Origin of the sequence: Bacillus sp. jun7 (assembly GCF_051034795.1) — a bacterium.
GTDB lineage: Bacteria > Bacillota > Bacilli > Bacillales > Bacillaceae > Bacillus > Bacillus velezensis.
Genome location: NZ_CP093219.1, coordinates 2,629,718 through 2,650,797, shown reverse-complemented (window position 1 = coordinate 2,650,797; position 21,080 = coordinate 2,629,718). Strand labels below are relative to the sequence as shown.

At 46.9% G+C, this 21,080-nt stretch carries 23 protein-coding genes and 3 pseudogenes; 12 read left to right on the top strand and 14 right to left on the bottom strand.

What is annotated here, in order from left to right:
- Positions 1-369: 369 nt before the first annotated feature.
- Positions 370-615: a GlsB/YeaQ/YmgE family stress response membrane protein gene (locus tag MJQ52_RS12895; RefSeq protein WP_003150926.1), complete on the top strand. Its 246-nt coding sequence runs from the start codon at positions 370-372 to the stop codon at positions 613-615.
- Between the two features lie 16 nt (positions 616-631).
- Here MJQ52_RS12895 and galT read toward each other — a convergent pair whose 3' ends face one another.
- The 5 genes and pseudogenes from galT to MJQ52_RS12870 form a co-directional block, all read right to left on the bottom strand.
- The gene (gene galT, locus MJQ52_RS12890; RefSeq protein WP_094247395.1) at positions 632-2,173 is read right to left on the bottom strand and encodes a UDP-glucose--hexose-1-phosphate uridylyltransferase; all 1,542 of its coding nucleotides are present in this window, start codon (positions 2,171-2,173) and stop codon (positions 632-634) included.
- Positions 2,163-2,264, bottom strand: a pseudogene (locus MJQ52_RS12885) (galactokinase family protein); the annotation flags it as partial. The pseudogene MJQ52_RS12885 and the gene galT, both read right to left, overlap by 11 nt.
- Before the next feature lie 38 nt (positions 2,265-2,302).
- Positions 2,303-2,368 (bottom strand): annotated as a pseudogene (locus MJQ52_RS12880) (galactokinase family protein); the annotation flags it as partial.
- 52 nt (positions 2,369-2,420) lie between these two features.
- Positions 2,421-2,807 carry a GtrA family protein gene (locus tag MJQ52_RS12875; protein ID WP_032857211.1) on the bottom strand — a complete coding sequence of 129 codons (387 nt, stop codon included), beginning with the start codon at positions 2,805-2,807 and terminating at the stop codon, positions 2,421-2,423.
- A 79-nt stretch (positions 2,808-2,886) separates the two neighbouring features.
- Entirely contained in the window at positions 2,887-3,510 is a 624-nt protein-coding gene (locus tag MJQ52_RS12870) for a TetR/AcrR family transcriptional regulator (RefSeq protein ID WP_003150919.1), read from the bottom strand.
- A gap of 335 nt (positions 3,511-3,845) precedes the next feature.
- Between MJQ52_RS12870 and MJQ52_RS12865 the strand changes: the two genes are divergently transcribed.
- From MJQ52_RS12865 to MJQ52_RS12855, 3 genes are all read left to right on the top strand, one after another.
- On the top strand, positions 3,846-4,007 hold the full coding sequence (locus tag MJQ52_RS12865) for an anti-repressor SinI family protein (protein WP_029972917.1): 162 nt from the start codon (positions 3,846-3,848) through the stop codon (positions 4,005-4,007).
- Between the two features lie 217 nt (positions 4,008-4,224).
- Positions 4,225-4,905 carry a class I SAM-dependent methyltransferase gene (locus tag MJQ52_RS12860; protein ID WP_044052801.1) on the top strand — a complete coding sequence of 227 codons (681 nt, stop codon included), beginning with the start codon at positions 4,225-4,227 and terminating at the stop codon, positions 4,903-4,905.
- The gene (locus MJQ52_RS12855; protein WP_024085947.1) at positions 4,905-5,579 is read left to right on the top strand and encodes a glycosyltransferase family protein; all 675 of its coding nucleotides are present in this window, start codon (positions 4,905-4,907) and stop codon (positions 5,577-5,579) included. The genes MJQ52_RS12860 and MJQ52_RS12855 overlap by 1 nt, the downstream gene beginning before the upstream one ends.
- 18 nt (positions 5,580-5,597) lie before the next feature.
- Here MJQ52_RS12855 and MJQ52_RS12850 read toward each other — a convergent pair whose 3' ends face one another.
- The 6 genes and pseudogenes from MJQ52_RS12850 to cidR all read right to left on the bottom strand — a co-directional run bounded on the left by MJQ52_RS12850 (position 5,598) and on the right by cidR (position 10,343).
- On the bottom strand, positions 5,598-6,200 hold the full coding sequence (locus tag MJQ52_RS12850; RefSeq protein WP_094247393.1) for a DsbA family oxidoreductase: 603 nt from the start codon (positions 6,198-6,200) through the stop codon (positions 5,598-5,600).
- An 85-nt stretch (positions 6,201-6,285) separates the two neighbouring features.
- Entirely contained in the window at positions 6,286-7,542 is a 1,257-nt protein-coding gene (gene efeB, locus MJQ52_RS12845; protein ID WP_434181824.1) for an iron uptake transporter deferrochelatase/peroxidase subunit, read from the bottom strand.
- Positions 7,543-7,560: 18 nt separating this feature from the next.
- Positions 7,561-7,870, bottom strand: a pseudogene (locus tag MJQ52_RS12840) (Efem/EfeO family lipoprotein); the annotation flags it as partial.
- 72 nt (positions 7,871-7,942) lie between these two features.
- Positions 7,943-8,617 carry a thiamine phosphate synthase gene (gene thiE, locus MJQ52_RS12835; RefSeq protein WP_003150910.1) on the bottom strand — a complete coding sequence of 225 codons (675 nt, stop codon included), beginning with the start codon at positions 8,615-8,617 and terminating at the stop codon, positions 7,943-7,945.
- Positions 8,614-9,432, bottom strand: a complete 819-nt coding sequence (gene thiM, locus MJQ52_RS12830; RefSeq protein WP_077723023.1) for a hydroxyethylthiazole kinase — start codon at positions 9,430-9,432, stop codon at positions 8,614-8,616. Before thiM ends, thiE begins: the two co-directional genes overlap by 4 nt.
- 2 nt (positions 9,433-9,434) lie before the next feature.
- A complete protein-coding gene (gene cidR / locus MJQ52_RS12825) occupies positions 9,435-10,343 on the bottom strand; it encodes a cidABC operon transcriptional activator CidR (protein ID WP_003150908.1) in 909 nt (302 codons plus the stop codon).
- 106 nt (positions 10,344-10,449) lie between these two features.
- On the opposite strand from cidR, the gene MJQ52_RS12820 reads away from it, so the two are divergent.
- The 6 genes from MJQ52_RS12820 to MJQ52_RS12795 all read left to right on the top strand — a co-directional run bounded on the left by MJQ52_RS12820 (position 10,450) and on the right by MJQ52_RS12795 (position 14,919).
- Positions 10,450-10,836, top strand: coding sequence for a CidA/LrgA family holin-like protein (locus MJQ52_RS12820; protein WP_094247391.1), 387 nt, complete (start codon positions 10,450-10,452; stop codon positions 10,834-10,836).
- Entirely contained in the window at positions 10,818-11,498 is a 681-nt protein-coding gene (locus tag MJQ52_RS12815) for a CidB/LrgB family autolysis modulator (RefSeq protein ID WP_012118753.1), read from the top strand. Before MJQ52_RS12820 ends, MJQ52_RS12815 begins: the two co-directional genes overlap by 19 nt.
- 129 nt (positions 11,499-11,627) lie before the next feature.
- Positions 11,628-11,822 (top strand): YwbE family protein, encoded by a 195-nt coding sequence (locus MJQ52_RS12810; protein WP_003150901.1) that lies wholly within the window; start codon positions 11,628-11,630, stop codon positions 11,820-11,822.
- Positions 11,823-11,935: 113 nt separating this feature from the next.
- A protein-coding gene (locus MJQ52_RS12805; protein ID WP_099721935.1) for an IS3 family transposase occupies positions 11,936-13,086 on the top strand; the annotation gives its coding sequence in 2 pieces (ribosomal slippage) (positions 11,936-12,209 and positions 12,209-13,086; 1,152 coding nt in all).
- Between the two features lie 182 nt (positions 13,087-13,268).
- Positions 13,269-14,030, top strand: coding sequence for a MerR family transcriptional regulator (locus MJQ52_RS12800; RefSeq protein WP_094247917.1), 762 nt, complete (start codon positions 13,269-13,271; stop codon positions 14,028-14,030).
- On the top strand, positions 14,026-14,919 hold the full coding sequence (locus MJQ52_RS12795) for a DUF2268 domain-containing protein (RefSeq protein ID WP_039255011.1): 894 nt from the start codon (positions 14,026-14,028) through the stop codon (positions 14,917-14,919). The genes MJQ52_RS12800 and MJQ52_RS12795 overlap by 5 nt, the downstream gene beginning before the upstream one ends.
- Before the next feature lie 88 nt (positions 14,920-15,007).
- Here MJQ52_RS12795 and MJQ52_RS12790 read toward each other — a convergent pair whose 3' ends face one another.
- Complete coding sequence (locus MJQ52_RS12790) at positions 15,008-16,195, bottom strand: class I SAM-dependent rRNA methyltransferase (RefSeq protein WP_070082561.1); 1,188 nt, start codon at positions 16,193-16,195, stop codon at positions 15,008-15,010.
- Positions 16,196-16,289: 94 nt separating this feature from the next.
- Between MJQ52_RS12790 and MJQ52_RS12785 the strand changes: the two genes are divergently transcribed.
- Complete coding sequence (locus tag MJQ52_RS12785) at positions 16,290-16,673, top strand: VOC family protein (protein WP_003150894.1); 384 nt, start codon at positions 16,290-16,292, stop codon at positions 16,671-16,673.
- A 26-nt stretch (positions 16,674-16,699) separates the two neighbouring features.
- On the opposite strand, the gene celB is transcribed toward MJQ52_RS12785, so the two are convergent.
- Positions 16,700-18,034 (bottom strand): PTS cellobiose transporter subunit IIC, encoded by a 1,335-nt coding sequence (gene celB, locus MJQ52_RS12780; RefSeq protein ID WP_094247389.1) that lies wholly within the window; start codon positions 18,032-18,034, stop codon positions 16,700-16,702.
- A gap of 161 nt (positions 18,035-18,195) precedes the next feature.
- Between celB and MJQ52_RS12775 the strand changes: the two genes are divergently transcribed.
- A complete protein-coding gene (locus MJQ52_RS12775) occupies positions 18,196-19,941 on the top strand; it encodes a S8 family peptidase (protein ID WP_094247916.1) in 1,746 nt (581 codons plus the stop codon).
- 57 nt (positions 19,942-19,998) lie between these two features.
- Here MJQ52_RS12775 and MJQ52_RS12770 read toward each other — a convergent pair whose 3' ends face one another.
- A complete protein-coding gene (locus MJQ52_RS12770; protein ID WP_003150888.1) occupies positions 19,999-20,859 on the bottom strand; it encodes a glycosyltransferase family 8 protein in 861 nt (286 codons plus the stop codon).
- Between the last annotated feature and the right edge of the window lie 221 nt (positions 20,860-21,080).

Genomic DNA, 21,080 nt, shown 5'->3' with positions numbered 1-21,080 from the left:
TGTCACAAAATCGTCAAAAAATGCATGAACTTTTTCCACTTGCGTAAATCAAACATAAAAAGTTTTAGATCATTTAGCATATATAGAGAAAAAAGATAGCGAGAACGAATAATACCAAATAAAGGTTTACCATAATAAAAATCGCTGGTCAACAAAAAGTTTCATTTTGTTAAACATTCTACAAAAGAAATATTTTTTCCTTTGCTCACACCTTTTCACACGGTTTCCATTTTAACGCAACGCATTGTGAAAAAAAAGACCGGAACGCGCCTTGATATGTTCATTATAAAAAACGCATTCATATGTTTAATATGGACAAAACGAAGGAAACATATAGGCATAAATAATAAAAAATAGGAAGTGATATTTATGGGTTTTATCGTATCTCTGATTGTCGCTATTATTATCGGCTGGATCGGAAGTTTATTTGTAAAAGGCAGTATGCCCGGGGGAATCATCGGGTCAATGATCGCCGGTCTGATCGGCGCATGGATCGGGCACGGACTGCTCGGCACATGGGGTCCTCACCTTGCCGGCTTTGCCATCATTCCGGCAATCATCGGAGCTGCGATCGTGGTATTCTTATTCAGCCTGATCGCCAGAAGCAGAGGATAAAAAAAAGCCTCGTCCCTTATGGGATGGGGCTTTTTTCCGGTAGAGCGCCCAAATGGCGGATAAACCGCCGGAAAGCCGCTCTGCCTTCTTCTGTCTGTTTAAAGACGCCGGCATGCTCCAGTATCCGCGCAAAGGCATGGCCGATTTCCTCTTTCAGAATCTGTTCCGCGTTTTCTTTCGTTACCTTCCGCTTATGCAGCACACTGAGCGCCCAATCTTTATGCTTTGCCGCAGAAGGGTCTGCCGTTAAGACCGCTTCCGGGTCCGGGGAGCACAGCGCTTCAGCCGTGTATTTCATTTCTTGTTCAAGGCGGCCCGGCAGAATCGCAAGCCCCATTACCTCAATCAGTCCGATATTTTCTTTTTTCAGGTGATGAACTTCCTGATGGGGATGAAAAATTCCCAGCGGATGCTCATCAGAGGTGCGGTTATTTCTGAGGACGAGATCTAATTCGAATAAACCGTTTCTCCGCCGGGCAATCGGCGTAATTGTATTGTGCGGTGTTTCTCCTGAACAGGCGAGGAGATCAGCCGCCTCATCGGAATAACCGCGCCATGCCCGCAGGATGGCATCTGCCGCGCCGGAAAGCTCAGACGCGCTCTCGCTTTGCAGGCGGATGACCGACATCGGCCACTTCACAATTCCCAGCACCGTTTTCGGATAGTCAGGCAGCCTGTACCGGCTTTCTGTCTCCGCCCGCGCCATCGGGAATTCATAATGGCCCCCCTGAAAATGGTCGTGGCTTAAAATACTGCCGCCGACAATCGGCAGATCAGCATTGGAACCGAGAAAATAATGAGGATACTGGCTGACAAACGACAGCAGCCGGTCAAACGTTTTTTTGCTGATCTTCATCGGTTCGTGCCGGTCTTTCAAAACGATGCAATGCTCCCGGTAATACACATACGGAGAAAATTGCAGAAACCACTGCTCATCGCCGAGAATGACCGGAATGACACGAAGGTTTTGACGCGCCGGGTGATCCGATCTCCCCTCGTACCCGACATTTTCTTTACAAAGAACACATCTCGGATAATCGGATTGAGGCTGCTCTTTGGCAGCGGCAATTGCTTTCGGATCTTTTTCCGGTTTTGAAAGATTGATCGTGATGTCCAGCTTTCCGTAAGCCGTCTCAGCCGTCCACCCGACATTCCGCTGTATTCTGTCCGAACGGATATAATACACATCCTCTGAAAATCGGTAAAACGCCTTTGTCGCCTGCTCCGGCCCGTGCACCGCCTTTGTTTCTTCAAAACGACGCACAATCTCGGACGGCTGCGGGGCAAAGCAGCCCATGATCTTCGCGCTCAGCAGGTCGCGATAGGTGTCTGTATCGGCTGCCATCCGGCCCGTTTCTGCCGCCCATTCATAAATCGGGGCCAATATGTCCGGCAATGATGCCGCCGATTCATTTTCTTTCTGTTCTGAAGCCTCCGGATGGGTAATATGCAAAGTTTCATATAAACGGTTTCTTGTATATTCAATATCAAGAAATGAAATCAGCTCTTTTTGCAATCCGTACCGGATTAAACGTTCCACGTGCCGCTCAATTGCCATCGTCATCCCCCTTTAGTTCTCTCGCTCCGGCTCCGATATCCGCCGTGTAAAAGTCAGCTTTTCTCCCTGTCTTCTCCTCATAGCGGGCCCCGTTAGCTCTCCGATGAGATTCACTCTGCCGGGCGCAAAGAAAACGCGCAGGTCCTCCGATTCCCCGAATACATCAGCAAACGCTTTCTTTATTTTGTGCTTCATACGCATCCTCTTCCACCATTACACTTTCCCCCCAGGGCGCAGAAAAAAACCGTTATGACACGCCCTCTTCTTTCGCTTTTCTGAAGACAATCCACTTGCTGGCCGCATAGTTGACGACTACGATAATGACGTTATCGGCGATTTTCGCCAATGTTTCGTTCATATGAAATTGACTGACCAGAAGAATCATCATGGCGAGATCGATGGCGAGAGACAGTACCCGCACGCTGAAAAAGGCCGTTAATTCTTTCATCAGACTCCGCATCCCCGCGGTCTTTTGCTGAAAGACATACCGTTTATTCGTAACATAAGCAAATAGAACGGACAGAATCCAAGCGGCGACAGTCGCCGCCTTGTAATCCATCTCAAATGCCGACGTCAGAATGTAAAAACTGACGATATTCACGATGGTCGTGAATATCCCCATAATGATATACATCATAATTTCTCTGTAGCGCATGGCAGTTCCTCGCTTTCTGAAAGACTTTTCTAAACCTTTTGTCAAATCAAGAAGAACGTTACCCTGATTTTCTGCCGCTGACAAAAACATAGAGCGCGTCAAACATGCTGCGGAAAGTAACCGGCCTTCCCAGCACATTGGATTGCTTAATCATCCCGTCGATGAGCGCGCACATCATATTAGCGGTATGCTCGGTATCTATATGGTCTTCTATTAAATTTCTCGATTTGAGCCAATTTATGTACATGGTGCTTTCTTCTATCCATAACTTATACAGACGGATATAAGCTTCATATTCACTGACGACTTTGTAAGTAGGCATATGAACGGCAAAAGACACAACATTCCAGGCAGGCTTGCTGTTTACAAACCGCATCAACAGGCTGGCCGCGCTGGCCGCGGCTTCACAAAGCGTCAACGGCCGCTCTGTTTGCTTTTCTAGTTCGTCGAGATAGCCAGTGATGATCCTTTTTTTAATCTGACGCCTCTCTAACAAATGCTTCAGAAAATCTTCCTTGCTTTCAAAATGAACGTAAAACGCCCCTTTGCTGAAACCCGCCGCTTTACTGATGTCATCGATTGAGACTGAATCGTAAGCTCTTTCAATCAGGAGATGCAGGCCTGCGTCAATAAAACTTTCAAATGTTTCTTCTCTCTTAATTTGAAATTTGTTTTTTTTCATTTTTTACCCCAGCTGTTTGATCATTCACTTTATCTTACACCGAATCATTCTTTTGCGGTATTTTTTATGCAAAAACAATATGCTATTCGACGTTTTGAGGGTAAATATTAATAGGTCATATGGTTTATTTTTATTTGCATACTATCCAGTCAGTATTTATTTGTTTATTATTATATGTAAGAATTCTTGAAGGATTTTGGTTATTTCAGTCATTTTCTTAGGGAATAGGTAGGTGAATTCATCTTCAATTTGGGATTACCGGCCAACTATGTGTGATATTTGTTATACATTGGCTGCTGTAGCTGGGCAAATCAATTTTTCAATTGGAGGTTCTTATGAAAACTCATGTAATGAAAGATATAGATCAAGATTGGCAATTGTTAATTCAAGAGGCTAGAATCATGGGTTTGAACATTGACGATGTGAGGCGCTTCTTAAATACTGAAAAAGCGGTGAAGAAAAAAACACCAATGAAAAACACCATCCGCCAGCGGTAAGATTACAGGCGGATCCTTTTACTATATGACCTGCCACAGTCCGCCCGCACCCGAGTTTTCAAAGGAACACCCGCAATAAGAGGGGAATCAGAGAACAAACCGTATACCGGACAACCATTCCCGTCCGTATTCCGCAATTGAACAGCCAAACATGGTGATATGAGATCCCCCCGCTGCATATCTTGTGTATTATGCCCATTTATGAGGTGATACACAGATGGATACGAATCCCTATTATGATGAAAAACAACAGAACTACTACGAAGGCCTGAATCCTTATTTATTGAACAAAATAGACGAAAACTGGCGGACAGTGCTTGATGTCGGCTGCGGAACGGGCAATTTAGGAGCGGCGATCGAAGACCGCGGAATAACGGTTTACGGCATTGAAGCATATCCCGAAGCCGCAAAAAAGGCGGAAAGCAAATTGAGCCACGTGCTTTGCGGCGACATTGAATCCGCCATTCTTCCGTACGAATCAGAGCAATTCGACTGCATGCTGTTCGGAGACGTTCTTGAGCATCTTGTCGACCCGTGGACAGTGCTGAAAAAGCTTCGTCCTTATGTAAAAAAAGACGGCACTGTGCTTGCATGCATACCGAATGTCGGCCACATCTCAGTCGTGCTGGAGCTTTTAGCCGGCAAATGGACTTACAGTGACGCCGGATTAATGGATCAGACCCACCTGCGTTTTTTTACCCGGGAAGAGACTCTTTCATTATTTAAAGCCGCCGGCTATGAGGTGAAACGCATTGAGGCGATCCGCGTTGATCACCCTTCTTACCACAAAGCCATCGCATCATTGCACGAAGTATGCGTACAGCTTGGCATAAGGCATGACTTTATGACAGAAGCATCGGCCTATCAATATGTGATTGAGGCCGAGAGGAGCATGTAATGGATTCACATTCATTTCTGTTTGTCGTCTGTGTGAATGATGAGTCGCTGTACTCCCGGTGCAAGAGCCATATCATGCAGCTTACCGTCCCCCCTTCATACTCCGTTGATATCATGCCGATATACGATTCAGCAAGCATGGCCTCGTCCTACAACAAAGCGCTGAAACACCCCTCCAAATATAAAATTTATCTGCATCAGGATACTTTTATCATTCATCAGCATTTCCTTCATGACATGCTTCATATCTTTCAATCTCATCAGGAGCTCGGCCTTCTTGGTGTCGCCGGCTGCAAAACCCTGCCGCCGAACGGCATTTGGTGGGAAAGCGGACAGCGGATGGGAAAAGTGATTGAATACCGGGGGAATGCTTATCACCCGCTGGATTTTGAGCACGGTGATGAAGACGGCCTGTTTACGCCCGCTGACGCCATTGACGGCTTGTTAATGGCGGCTCAATATGACGTGGAGTGGCGGGAGGATTTGTTTCGCGGCTTTCATTTTTACGACACATCACAGTCGCTCGAATTTCAAAAACACGGCTATCAAGTCGGCGTCGCCTGCCAGAAAGACCCTTGGTGCCTTCATTTTTGCGGCGACTCCTTTGACGCCGCGGCATATGAAGCGGACAGACAAACATTTGTCAAACACTATATGGCAAAGCCCTCTCGCTGATGCAAAGAGGGCTTTTTACTAACGTTTATTCAGTTCCCGCTCAATGATTTGTTCAAAGGTTTCCTTTCCCGCCGCGCCAGGGATTCTCTCATCGCCGATGATAAACGTCGGCACTGCCGTAATGCCGGCTTCCTCATAAGCATGGCGGAGCGCTTCCCGCTGTACGTCCTTGTACGCTCTTGTCTCAAGCGCCTCTTTGAAGGCAGCACCGTCAAGTCCGGCTTCTTCCGCAAGCTTTGTCAGCACGCCAACGTCACCGATATTTTGTTCTTCCTGAAAGAACGCCTGAAAAACGCGTGTATGGTATTCGCTTCCTTTCCCATGTTCCTTTGCGAAATGAAAGCCTTCAAATGCCAAATCCGTGTAAGGATGCGGTGACACGCGGGGGAACGTGATTTCAACGCCTAACGACTGCGCCATCGGCTCAATGGAGTTTTTCCACATCTGCCGCTTGGCGGGATCATTCACCGGATCAAGTTTCGGCGAGGGGCTCGGACGCAATTCAAACGGCATCCATTCCACCTGTACGTCCTTGTCTTTGATAGCTTCTTCAAACGCCGTTTTGCCGACATAGCAAAACGGACATACATAATCCGAATATACTTTAATCTGCAGTGTCATTGTAAGTCTCCTTTCCTTATCATTTTAAGTTGTAACTTTTATAGTTACAAGAGTTTTTTAAAAAACACCTTCCATATGGAAGGTGTCACGATTCCAGCAGCCTTTGGGCGATATATTCTCCTTTTTTACAGCCCCCGGGACAGGCGAATAAGGAAGAGCCGATCGTTTGTGTGTATTCATTCAGCGCATCCTTTGCCGCCAAAGCCTTCAGCATCGGGACAAATTGGCGGTCCGGGTCTTTTTGAAAGCAGATAAACAGCAGGCCTGCGTCAACATAGCCCGTCTTCGGATCAATTCCGTCCGTATAGGAAAATGCCCGGCGCAGGATCTGTCTGCCGGCTGATTTTGCCACGCTGACATGCGAGTCGGCGGGAATTTGATTCAGCTTCACGGGATCGGTTTCCTTTTTTTGTCCGAAAGGCGCGCCCGAGCTTTTCACCCGCCCGAACGTGTCCTCTTGTTCCTTCAAGGATGAACGGTCCCATATATCTAAAAACATCTTAATTTTCCTAAACGCCATGTACGTGCCGCCCGTCATCCAGTCCGGCTCTCCTGATTGAACCCAAACGATCGAATTCATCAGGTTTTCATCCTTCGTGCTTTGGTTGCCGGTGCCGTCTTTGAATCCGAAGAGGTTGCGCGGTGTTTCTCCGTTTTTCCCGCCGCTTAAGAAACCTTTATTGAGAAAGCGGACTTCACACACACCCGATGCCTGTTTCATCAGGTTGCGCACCGCGTGAAACGCCGTTTGTTCATTATCCGCGCAGACCTGTATGACGATATCACCGCCGCCTTGTTTCTTATCGAGCTTGTCGTTAGGCATCGGCGGAATATCGGCGAGGTGCTTCGGTTTTTTATCTTTCAGTCCGAAGCGGTCCTTCCCGTCTTTCTCGAAAAACCCGGGGCCGAAGCCGAAGGTAACGGTCAAATTCGCCGGTGCCAGATCCTGCGACTCCCCGGTATCCTGCGGAGGCATATCTTTATTTTTCTGTTCGCCTGACGGGACGGCGCCTGAAGTCAGCAGCTGCGTCAGGCTTGTCCATTGTTTGAAAAGGGAGATGACATCGGCTTTGTCGCTTGACATGACATCAAGCGCCGCAAAATACACATACGTCTGATGCGCCGTTGTGATTCCTGCTTGGTGCTTTCCGTAAAAAGGAACGATTTGATCACGATCATGTTTTTCATCATTCTTCTTTGAAGCGGTGGCCGCCGGTTTGAAGAGCGGCGCGAGTCCCCCGAGGCCGCTCGCTCCGACAGCGACGGCTGCGCCCGCGACGGCGCCCCACTTCAGGACATCCCGTCTGTGGATCTGTTTTTCCTTGTTATGTTCATCGCTCATGCTGTGTCTTAACTCCTTTTAAAGCACATCGGCAATCTTCGACATGGTTTCAGAAAGGGCCGTCAGCTTCGTGCTTATCTCTCTGATTTGATCTGTACTTAATGTATCACAAGACGTATACGATTGATCGCACGTTTTGTATTTCGACATCAAAACTTCAAATTCGCTGAATTCCGCATTAAGTTTTCCGTGACTCTCACTGCGCGCTATTCACTGTTTTATAGAGGGCTTTTGAGCCTTCGGCGCCGACGGTGATTGGTTCAGGCGTCACTTTGAGAGAAGCGATAGAGCCGTCAAACGCTTCGGTCGATATTGCAAGCTGATTGCTCTGTTCTTGACATACGGCTTATATTCTCCAAGTCCGTCACTGCCTTTTTGCACACACAGAAAAAGGGCCGCCCTATCGGGACAGCCCTGCTTTGGAGCGCCGAATTTCCTCTGAAAACTTCCGCGCCGCCGCTTTTGGATCTTCGGCTTGGCTGATGGCGCTGATCATGCTGACGCCGTCTGCACCCGCTTCAATGACGGGCGCCGCGTTGTCAGCCGTAATGCCGCCGATTCCTACAATCGGAATGGTGATGCCCTGACGCCGTACCTCTTCAATCAATGTAACGCCCTGCACGGCTTCAGCATCTTTTTTTGTTTCGGTCGGATAGACCGGGCCCATTCCGACGTAATCGGCTCCGGCTTCTTCCGCCCGCTTCACCTCGGAGACGTTATGTGCTGACACACCGAGAATCATATCGCCGATTGCCGCTCTCGTTTCTTCGGCGTCTGCGTCATCCTGTCCGATATGCACTCCGTCCGCCTCAAGGCGCAAGGCCAATTCGACATCATCATTAATGATGAAAGGAATCCCGGCCTGCCTGCAGACATCCTGCACCCGCTTCGCGAACAGGACACGTTCATCCCCTGTTAAAGAACCGCTCCCCTTTTCCCGAAATTGAAAAAGCGTAGCGCCGCCCTCAATTGCTTTTTTCACCACGGAAACCGGGTCTGCGCTTGTATTGTTTGATCCCATAATAAAATAAACCGATAACATATCCTTCATCATTTCCCGAGAAATACGCGTCATTTTTCTATCACCCTTTCAATTGCGGCAAGCTCGGCCGCTTCTTGTTCTGAGATGCTTGCCAGCTTGTTTAAAAGCTCAATCTGGAAGCTGCCCGGCCCCTTATGGGAGGTGTCCAAAGCGGCAAGCTGAGCGGCGCTTCCGTATACAGAAACGGCTGAAACGGCCGCTTGCAGAACGTCCTGCCCCGCTGCGCAGAAGGCTCCGATTACAGACGTCAGCAGGCATCCCGCCCCCGTCACCTTCGTCAGCAGTTTATCACCGTTATGTACGGCGTATGTATCGGTGCCGTCGGAGATGACGTCGGTTTTTCCGGTAATCGCAATGACCGTCTTCAGCCTGCTTGCAGCCGTCTTAGCGAGCTGAACCACATCTCCTCCGGCTTCCCCCGCATCCACGCCTTTTATCTTCCAATCAGGGGCGCCGGCAATATTGGCGATTTCCGCGGCATTTCCGCGAATGACGGACAAGCGGACCTCCTGTATGATCTTGCGGGCTGATGCCGTCCGAAACGGTGTGGCGCCGGCGCCTACCGGATCAAAAATGACCGGAACAAAGTTTTCATTGGCCGATTTTCCGGCTGCGATCATAGCTTCAACCGACGCCGAGCTGAGGGTGCCTATGTTCAGGACGAGCGCTCCGGCGATTTTCGCCATGTCGGCGGCCTCCTCAATTGCATAAGCCATAACGGGCGATGCGCCGAGCGCGAGCAGTCCGTTAGCGGTGAAGTTCGTGACGACATTATTGGTGATACTGTGAACGAGCGGGTTTTGATCCCGCACTTTACTCAAGTGTTGAGCTGCGGTTTGTGCGTCCATGCTTAATCATCCTTTTTTCTCTTTTTCGGATTCCATAAATACGATTTCGTATGCTCCAGCCAGGCTCTGGCGGCAAAGGACATATAGCGGTCCTTCCGCCAAATGATGGCTAAATGCCACGGAATGACCGGATGAACGAGCGGAATGGTTCTGACTTTGTCAGGATCAAGACCGCGGCAGATTCTTTCCGGCAGCAGGCCGATACCGAGATTGGCGGATACCATTTCGCTGATAAAGTCCCACTGTGACGTTTCATAAATGACGTGCGGCCTGAATCCGGCTTTCACGCATTCCGTCATAATTCGATTATGAAGGACAAAATCCTCCCTGAAAAATATGAACGGCTCCTCTTTCAATTCGTGAAGACTGCATTCTTTCTCGTCAGCGAGCCGATGTGACGGATGGACGACGAGCATAAGGGTTTCCTTGACGATTGTGAATGTATGAAAAATCTCTTCATTCGCGGGAAGCACGACGACCCCGATATCAAGCGAGCCGTCCTCCACCCCTTGCTGCACTTTAATAGAGCCGTCCTCAACAAGCTGAAACGTCACATCGGGGTATGTGACGCGGAAGTCACCGAGCACTCTCGGGAAAAAGCCGGACCCGATCATCGGCGGAAGACCGATGCGGACGTGCCCTTTCTTCACTTCCATAATATCGTTCAGCTCTGACGTCAGATTTTGGAATGACTTTGTGATTTCCTGCGCCTGCACATACATGCTCTGCCCGGCGTCAGTCAGTTCAACTTGCCGGCCATTGCGGTAAAACAACTTAATGCCGAGCTCCGTCTCCAGGTTTTTAATCATTTTTGAAATTGTCGGCTGTGAAACATACAGCGACTGCGAAGCCTTCGTAAAGCTTTTCAAACGGGCCACTTCCAAGAAATACGTTAAGTGCCGGATATCCATTACATTTCATCCTTTCTATAGACAAAAGGAATACATATTATTCTTTATATGTATTTTACCTATAGCAAAACCTTCTGTACAATATAAATATAAGGGAGGCATCATTATGAAAAATTTGCTGCTTACCGTTATTCAAATCGCTCTGCTGTTTATATTTGCGCGTCTGATCAATTGGGTCACGGCGGCTCTTCATATAAATATTCCCGGCAGTATAATCGGGATTGTGATTCTTTTCACATTATTGCACTTCAAGATTATCAAACTTGAATGGATTGAGCTTGGCGCAGCATGGCTCCTCGGTGAGCTGCTGCTGTTTTTCATCCCGTCTGCCGTCGGAGTGATTGAATACGGAGATATTATGTCTAAATTCGGCGTAAGCATTTTACTTGTCGTCGTCATCAGCACATTTGTCGTGATGGTTTCAACAGGTACGCTTACACAGCTGATAGCAAAAAGAAAGGAGAAAAAACAAACGTGTTCATCGGAATCATAAGTTTATTCTTAACTGTCTTAGTGTATTTGGGCGCGAAAAAACTCTACATTCGTTTTCCGCGGGTGTATACGTCGCCGCTTCTGATTACGCCCGCTGTTTTGGTCGTCCTGCTGCTTCTTGTCAATGTCCCGTATCAGACATACAATCTCGGCGGCGGACTGCTGACCGATATGCTTCAGCCGGCAACAGTGGCGTTCGCCATCCCGCTTTATAAATATTTCCCGATTTTAAAGAAATACGCCGTGGAAATTATTTTGAACGTAGCGGTCGGTTCATGTATCGCCATTCTGTCAACAGCCTTTATCGCAAAATGGTTCCATCTCGGCAGCAGCTTAGTCGACAGTCTCGTACCGCGATCCGTGACGACGCCGATTGCCATGAACGTTTCAGAAATGATCGGCGGGATGCCGGCCGTTACAGCGGTTTTCGTCATTTTAACGGCTTTATTGGGAACGATCATCGGGCCGATGGTCATCCGCTATTTCCGCATTGATAACGAAATTGCCCGGGGCGTGCTGCTCGGAACTAGCGCGCACGGAGCGGGAACATCTAAAGCATTTGAGCTCAGCTCCGTATCAGGAACGATCTCAAGCGTGTCGATGATCCTCGCCGCGATTATGACACTGTGCGCGGCCCCGATTTTGCTTTCGTTTATGTCATAAAAGACTGCTCCTTACAGAGCGGTCTTTTTTTAGTTGCCATGAAGAATTGATTTGTCTGTCCTTCATAAAAAGACGAAAACACGATATGATAAGACATGAAGTGAAAAGACTGAAGAACGGATGTGTCATATGAACGGCCAGCAGCGAAGCAGCATCAGAAAAGGACTTGAAGTCGATATCGTCCTGAAAGCCGATCAGCGTTCAGGAAAGCTGACAAGAGGAATCGTGAAGGATATTTTGACGAACTCAAGCTTCCACCCGCGCGGCATTAAGGTCCGCCTTGAAGACGGGCGAATCGGCCGGGTGCAGCACATTATTGAATAGAAAAAAGCCGGAGCTTCAGGGACTGACCCCATAAGATGAGACAAACAAAAAACACCTTCAAGTTTGAAAACGGATGATTGTTAGCCGAAATTAGACTTGGAGGTGTTTTTTCTATGGGGACAAGAGTGAGTTATCCGGTTGAAGTGAAACAGAAGGCTGTAGAAATGAGATTGGCAGGCGTGCCTATGAAAGAGATCATGCAGGAATTGAATATTAAGAATAAGACACAGGTTCAGACATGGGTTAGATGGCATAAGACTGGGGATACACATCGATTCGAACAGCCTGTCGGAAAGCAATACACTTACGGAAAAGGCCCGGAGTATTCTTCCGAATTAGAGAAACTGCAGGCAGAAAATCGTTATCTGAGACAACAGAATGAAGTTTTAAAAAAGTGCAACGAATTGGAAAGGAAGCTGATAGCGAAACGCCAGTCGAGCTTGTAGAAGCATTGCGCGGCACAATGACCATACAGGATATCTGTATTCATTTAGGTATCTCACGAGCATCTTATTATCGTTGGAAGAAGAATCTGATGAAAGATAACCCTAAATACCATTTAGAAAAACAAATCGGCACGTTGTGCCGAGAACACAAGTTTCGATATGGCTATCGGAAAATCACAGCCATATTAAAAAAGGGAATGCGTGTGAATCATAAAACGGTTCAGCGCATTATGCAGAAGAATCAGTGGCAATGCCGGGTTAAGGTGAAAAAGCGCAAGAAAGATGGGCAGCCATATGCCGTGGCCGAGAATATATTGGATCGAAACTTTCAGTCTGAACGCCCTCTGGAAAAGCTAGTAACGGATATCACATATTTGCCTTATGGGCAGAAACAATTGTATCTTTCCAGTATATTGGATTTATACAATGGAGAAGTGATTGCTTTTACAATTGGCGATAGACAGGACACAGACTTTGTCTTACACACACTTGATCAGCTGCCCGCACTGCCAGAGAACTGCGTGTTACATAGTGACCAAGGTTCTGTTTATACATCTTATGAGTATCAGAAAGCTGTTAAAACAAAAGGCATTACCATGAGCATGTCCCGCAAAGGGACGCCCGCTGATAATGCCTCCATCGAATCGTTTCATTCCTCACTAAAGTCTGAAACGTTCTATCTTAACAGCATTGATCGAACTACGACGACCATCGTAGAACGCACTGCCATAGAATACATTCATTATTATAACAATATTCGTATTCAAACGAAACTAAACAGCCAATCGCCGATACAATATCGGCAATTGGCTGTATGAAGGTGTTTTGATCCCTGTCTCAAAAACAGGGGTCAGTCCCTTCACGCCCGGCTTTTTTTTCTTTAATTTCAGCAATGAAATCCTCATATGTTCTCCCTTTATATACAAAAAATCTTTAACCAACTATTGACTCTTACGTTGCGTAATACTTTAGAGTAGCCATTAAGGAGGCGGCAAACGTGATGGGTATGAAAGTAAAAGAAGTAGCTGACCTGATTGGAGTAAGCATACGCACTCTCCATCATTACGATCAAATTGGATTATTGACTCCTCAGGAAACGACCGATTCCGGTTATCGGCTTTATTCTGAGGAGAATCTTGAACAGCTGCAGCAGATACTATTTTTCAAGGAGCTCGATTTCTCCTTAAAAGAGATTAAAGAAATCCTTACTAATCCTTCATTTAACCGAAGGGAAGCATTCATTTTACAAAAGAAAATGTTGATTGAGAAACGGAATAGAGTCGATAAGATGATTGAAACCATCGATAAATCAATCAAACATATGATGGGAGAGATTTGCATGACGAACAAAGAGCGGTTTGAGGGAATTAACTTTAATGATAATCTTTATGAGCAAGAAGCCCGCAAACGGTGGGGTGATCAACCTGTCGATAAGGTAAATATTAGATTGAAAAACATGACTGATGGTGAGCAAAAAGATTTATCTGATAAGTGGACTGCAATGTTCAATAAATTTGCACTCCTTATTAACCAATCTCCCGAGTCCCCAGACGTACAAAAAGCTATCAAAGAGTGGTTTGATTTTCTCAATGAAAATTTTGGTGAATATTCTTTTGATGCCTTTTACGGATTAGGTCAACTCTATATTGAAGATGAACGCTTCACTAAGAACATCGACCGGTATGGTGAAGGGTTGGCGAAGCTCATGAGTGAGGCCATTACAATTTATATAGATCATCAAAAAAAGGGTGGCACCCATTAAAATCATTATCGAGGATACAATTGGGCAATACGAAAAGTTATTTTCAATGATTGAAAATAGAGAAGATTATTATCGGTATTCAATGATGAAACCTTTTGAAGATATGTGGAAAAAGATTAATGTTCCCTTAAAGGCAAAGGAACCTAACGGATATGATGTAATCATGGCTGCAAATATGCTGGGCTATCTGAGCATATTTGATACGGAAACCGGAAGAAAAGCACTAGAGAATCTAAAAGAAATTCAAGCTCCTCAAATTGCATTTGACACTTTAACTCATTGTGTTAAATTTATCAAACAAAACCGCTTAAAAATAAATGCTGATGAAATAAGGTTTGGGATGTATCTGGCCAATCAAAAAAAGCTTGAATTACATAGAGGGTATTGTGGATTCGGAGGAATTCCGGGATTTATTCAAGTTTCAATATTCCCCAATTCATATAACATACCGAGACTGCCTGCTGTAATCGCACATGAATTTCATCATAATATTCGTTTTTCGTATTTCAATTGGGATTATGGGAACGTAACGGTTGGGGATTACTTAATGATAGAGGGGTTGGCAGAATCGTTTGCCAAAGAACTTTACGGAGAAGCTCTGTTAGGTCCCTGGGTTACTTCTTTTGAAAAAGAAGACTTAGAATACTCAAAAGAAATTATCAAAGACTCATTAAATGTGAAAGGATTTGCTGAGGTCAGCAGTTACATGTTTGGTGACACCTTTGCAGCCGAACAAGGTTATCAGCCTGTCGGCTTATCACCGTTTGCAGGTTATGCGGTTGGCTACCAAGCGGTGCAATCCTTCATGAAAGCCAACAATGTGGGGATTAGTGAGGCCACTTTACTTGGCACAGATGAGATACTAAGTAATAGCGGGTTTTTTCTTTAAACAGTAAGATATGAAGATTATTTATCCCGGATTAGAGCGATGGAAGAGGGTTTTCTTTTCCCCTCTTTCCACGCTATAAATGATCATCCTATTTTTTCCGCAAGAAAACAACCTTCAAATAGTTCCCTTCTTTAAACGCGGGAATCGTTTTGAAATCTTCCGGAAGCGTGTATTCTTCCAAAATGTCGTAACGCTCATTTGTTTCTTTAAAGGCGGTCTCTATAAAACCTTTAAATTTCTTCATATTGAAGGCGCTGCTGTTTGTCGAAGCGACGATGATGCCGTTTTTTGCAGTGATGGCGATCGTTTCCTTCAGCAGGTTTTTATAATCTTTCGCCGCGCTGAACGTCCGTTTTTTTGTGCGGGCGAAAGAAGGCGGATCAAGGATGATGAGGTCAAACGCCAGCCCTTTTTTCTCCGCATAGCCGAAGTATTTGAAAACATCCATGACTTTAATGTCATGCGCCTCATAATCAATTCCGTTGGCGCTGAACTGTTCAATCGTTTTTGCGAGACTGCGGTTGGCGACATCGACGCTTGTCGTTTTCTCAGCTCCGCCAAGCGCCGCCGCAACGGAAAATGCCCCCGTATAAGAGAACGTATTCAGCACCCGTCTGCCGTTTGCATACTTGTCCCGAATCGCTTTGCGTACATGACGCTGGTCTAAGAAAATGCCCGTCATCGCCCCATCGTTTAAATCCACCGCGTACCGTATGCCGTTTTCTTGAACAATGACCGGAAAATCCCCTCTTTCGCCTTTGACAAAATCGTCGTCTTCCACGTATTGCCCGGCAGTATCGAATCGTTTCTTTTCATAGATCGCTTTATAAGAAAGCTCCAGTCCGTCAATCGCCTCAATCATGCTGTCCTTATAAGCGTAAATGCCTTTACTGTACCATTGAATCAGCAGATAACCGTCATAAAAGTCAATCGTGACGCCGCCGATGCCGTCGCCCTCACCGTTGAAAAGCCGGAACGCCGTCGTATCGGGCGCCTTAAACAGATGAGCTCTTGCTTCAGCCGCTTTTTTCAGCTTGTCCAGAAAGAAACGTCCGTCGATCCGTTCATCTTTCGCGCGGGACAGCACCCAGCCGACTCCTTTATTCTGCAAACCGTAATAGCCTTTTCCGATAAACTCACCCTTCTCGGATGTCACATCAAAAAGATCGCCCTCTGTTAAATGAGCCGAGCTTCCGGACAGAGCGTCTTTTTCAATCAGGGGGAATCCTTTTTTCAGCTTTCCGGCAAATGTATCTTTCACTGTAAGTAGCTTCATTGTGCATTCCTCTTTCGTTTTGCTTTCTCTTATCGTACCATAAAACATGATCAACACCGCATTGTCCCGAAAAATTCAAAACAGGGGGAAAACCATGACAGCCAAAAGAATCGACCATACAGGCATTATGGTCAAAGATATTGAAACATCCATCGCCTTTTACCAAGACGTTCTCGGTATGCAGTTAAAGGATCGTATCACTCATACGAACGGCATTATTGAACTTGCCTTTCTCGGCTTTCAAGAAGGGCCGGAGACAGAAATTGAGCTGATCCAGGGCTACAGCAGCGAGCTTCCCGCAGAAGGAAAAGTGCACCATGTCGCTTTATTGACTGAAGATATCGCGGCGGAGTTCACGCATGCGAAGCGTCAGGGCGCCGTATTCATTGATGAAGAAATCACGACGCTTCCGAACGGATACCGCTACTTTTACATTGAAGGACCTGACGGAGAATGGATCGAATTTTTCCAGCGTTAAAAAAACGGGCGAAAGCGCCCGTTTTTTTATGTTTCTTCTGTGACGTTTTGTTCCGCCGCCCGTTCCTCTCTCCATTTTTGAAGATCCCAAATTCGGAAAAACGGATAATAAATGATAAATGTAATCAGGAGATTGATCAGCTGCATGACCGAACCGGAGATTTTCCCGCCCGTCGCCAAATAACCGGAAATCAGCGGCGGCATCGTCCACGGCACGGCGATTCCCGCCGGTTTTGCCACCATCCCCGTGCTCATCCCGATGTACGTCGCCGTAATGGTCAAGAGCGGCGCAACAATAAAAGGCACGATTAACAGCGGATTCATGACGAGCGGCATCCCGAAAATAATCGGTTCGTTAATGTTAAAAATCGCGGGCCCGATGCCGAGACGGCCGAGCTGTTTCATCTGTTTGCTTCTGGATCGCACAAGCATGGTCAGCACAAGGGCAAGCGTCGCTCCGCTTCCGCCGACATTAATCCATATTTGAAAGAACTGTGTCGTAAAAATGCTCGGCAGCGCTTCTCCCGCCTGAAAAGCCAAACGGTTGGCGTCCATCGCCCCGTACCAGATCGGCGACATGACGCCGCCGATTATGGACGCGCCGTGTATGCCGCACGACCAAAGCAGCATTTGCACGAATTCGGCGATAAGACTTCCGCCGAGACTCCCGCCCAAAATAGACAGCGGGGTGCCCAGCAGATCGCCTACGACATTGTGGAGGCTTTTAAAAGGAGTCATTTCAATAAACAGACGGGCCAGCCATACAAGCGTAATAATAATGAAACCGGGGATGAGCGCAACGAACGATTTGCTGACCGCAGGCGGCACTCCGTCAGGCATCTTAATGACGATATTTCTTTGTATAATAAACCGGTACACTTCCGTAGACAGCATTGCAATGATCATCGCGACAAACAGACCTTTGCTTCCGAGCAGCGAAATCGGAATGCCGCCTCCCACCATAATCTCTGTTGACGAGCCGTCAGGGATAAACGGAATCTGATACGGCGTCGCCAATAAAAAGGCGGCAAGGGCAATGGCTCCCGACGACAGGGCATCCACCTCATAGCTTTCCGCAAGCCGATAAGCAATCCCAAAGGCGGCGACAAGCGCCATAATGTCAAAGGACGCATTCACGGGATACCCGAGCTTTTCAACCCAATTTTCACCGAAAAGACCAGCCATAAAATCGGCATAACCGGGAATCGGAAGACTCGTCAGAATCAGAAAAACCGATCCGATGATGATAAGCGGCATAGTCAAAATAATGCCGTCCCGCAAAGCTCTTAAGTGCCTTTGGCCGGCGACTTTTCCGGCGACAGGCATGATTTTTTCTTCCATGACCCGATTGAACGTACTCATTTATCAAAAACCCCCTTTTTGAGTTCATTGCGCAGATGTCTTAAAGCATTTTCTCCATCATATTTTGGAAACGCTTACATTTGCATACAGAAATTTTCCTTATCCCTCAGGAAAAAAAGAATTCCGCACTGCCGATATATAAAGAAAAAGGGGGAATCGCAATGTATCACACCCTGAAACCGATAATGGCCGCGGCCTTGTGCGTCGGACTGTTCTCCGCCGCGGCGCCCGCGCACGCCGAGACGCACGACCGGGACGTTATCGTGGTGTACAAAAATCAAAACGGCAAGGAATCCGCCATAGACAGCGGAGCGGATGTGGAACAGACCTATCAGCATCTCCCGGCAGTCGCCGTATCAGCCGATTCACAAACGGTGAAAGACCTGAAGCAGGACCGTGACATCTTATATGTAGAAGACAATGTATCCTTTCAGGCAGCAGGCGGTTCTGATATCCGCCCGTTATCAGCGGCCCAAAGCAGCAGTTATGCGCTGCCGCAATGGGATATAGAACCGACTCAGGTCAAGCAGGCGTGGAAAGAAGGCTTGACGGGGAAAAAGGTGAAAGTGGCTGTCATTGACAGCGGCATTTATCCTCATGATGACCTTTCCATTGCCGGAGGCTATTCCGCAGTCAGTTATACTTCCTCATACAAAGATGACAACGGACACGGGACGCATGTCGCCGGAATCATTGCGGCCAAACATGACGGATACGGCATTGACGGCATCGCGCCGGATGTCCGGTTATACGCGGTTAAAGCATTAGACAGAAAAGGTGCGGGAGATCTTAAAAGCCTTCTTAAAGCGATCGACTGGTCGATCGCCAATAAAATGGACATCATCAATATGAGCCTCGGGACAAACGCAGACAGCAAAAGTCTTCACGACGCCGTTGACAAAGCTTACAAAAAAGGAATCGTGATCGTAGCCGCCGCAGGAAACGACGGCAACAAAAAACCCGTCAATTATCCGGGCGCCTACAGCAGCGTAACGGCAGTCTCAGCGTCAACTGAAAAAAACGGGCTCGCGTCTTTTTCCACGACCGGAAAACAAATTGAATTTGCCGCACCCGGCACAAATATTACGAGCACATATCTGAATCAAATGTACGCCACGGCTGACGGCACATCTCAAGCCGCGCCGCACGTCACCGGCATGTTCGCGCTGCTCAGGCAGAAATATCCGGAGGAAACAAATACACAGCTCCGGCAGCAGATGCAGCAAAACGTCAAAGATCTGGGCGCTCCCGGACGTGACAGCCGATTCGGGTACGGACTGGCGCAATATCACACAAAGCAAAAGAGCTTTGCCGAACGGGCCGTAATAAAAGCGGAAAAAACGAAAAAGCAAGCAGATATCAATGAAGCAAAAACGGCAGTCAGCAAACTGTCCAAGTCAAAAGGAAAAACCGCTCTCGAGGCGCGGATCAATAAAGTTCAGACGGAAAGAAATGTGACGGACGCAAGAGACAAAGTCCGGACTGCCGAAAAACAAAAGAAAAAAACCGCCGTCAACGCCGCACAAAGCGCCATCCGCAAATTACCGGCCGGTTCAGAGAAAAAAGGGCTGCAAAAGCGGCTGAACGCTGTCAACTCAAGCCTTTTGAGAACAGCTGAGGCCAGCGTCAAGCAGGCGGAAAAAAAGACCTCTGAAGCCAACACCGCAAAAGCCCAAAAAGCAGTCAGCGAAATCCAGCCGGGAAAAGAAAAAACCGCTCTGGAAAAACGGCTTGGCCGGATAAAAGATAAACTCAACCGGCAGCAGGCAAGGGACAAAGTAAAAACGGCGGAAAAAACCAAGACGAAAAAAGCAAAATCAGCGGCGCAAACGGCAGTCAGCCGATTGAAGCCGTCTGCCGAAAAGACCAGCCTGCAAAAACGCGTGCGTGCGATTCGGGTGAAATAATAAAAAAAACGCTTGTGAGCCGGTCAACGGCTTCACAAGCGTTTTCATCACACCTGCCTATTGGTTCATGGCCGGGCGGTCAATCGTGTTCCATTTCGTAAAGGACATATATCGGAAATAATGATCACGATACGGGTGCGAAGTGCCTGTATTCCAAGGTTTGTCCCCGCCGCAGAAATGGACGATGGCCGGTTCGGCACGTGTTTCTCTGTAACGTATACGGTCGATCAGTTCAGGAGGCGTTTTCTCATTCATGATAATATGCGTCTGCGCGTTCCAGCGCGGATGCAGTTCATGCCATTGATCATATAAAATCGCGTTAAGCGCGTCCTGATCATGAAACACGAGAAAATCCTCCGAGCTGTTATCATTGATAAAATCAATCACTTTTTTAGAAATATTCTGTTTTCTCCAAGGTTCGAAATCTATAATCATAATACCGGAATTAAAATACTTGGCAGTGTCGCTGATATTCATTTTTTTCAGTCTTTCATGCTGTCCGGCATCTTCTACCGCCGCAACTATTGCCGGGGAAATATCCAAGTCCCATAAAACCGAAATATCTTCCATCACAATTGCATCGCAATCGATATAAATCATCCGCTTTACGGACTCATCCTTAATTAAATCAGGGATAGAAATGCGGTAATAAGCCGCTTTTGTAATGTGGCTGCTTTCGACTGCATGCTTGTATTGATCAGCGTCTACTTCTAAAAATTCAAGCGGCGTCCCGAATGACATCGCGGTCTGTTCAAGCTTGTCCTTGTTTTCGGCAGTAATTCCGCCGTCGATCACATATAATTTGGCATTCCTTGTTTTATCCATATTCATCAATAAAGAAGCGAACATCCCACCCAAATGACGAGCATAATTATCATCGGCACATGATACGATATGCATTGTTTCATTCTTTCCCACTGATATTCATCTCCCTTTTTGTTGTACAAATGTCTTTCCCTTTTTTAAAAAAGTAAACCTCGATCCTACACATTTTTTCTGCGGGAATGTGCTGTTTGCGATTTGATATCTATTGCATTCTCTGTTCAAATTCAATCAGAATTTCAGCCTGAATCGTCGTCAGAATACATCGTGCGGGAAAGCGAAAACGCGTAAACATAAAAACAACCAGCCGGACTGCG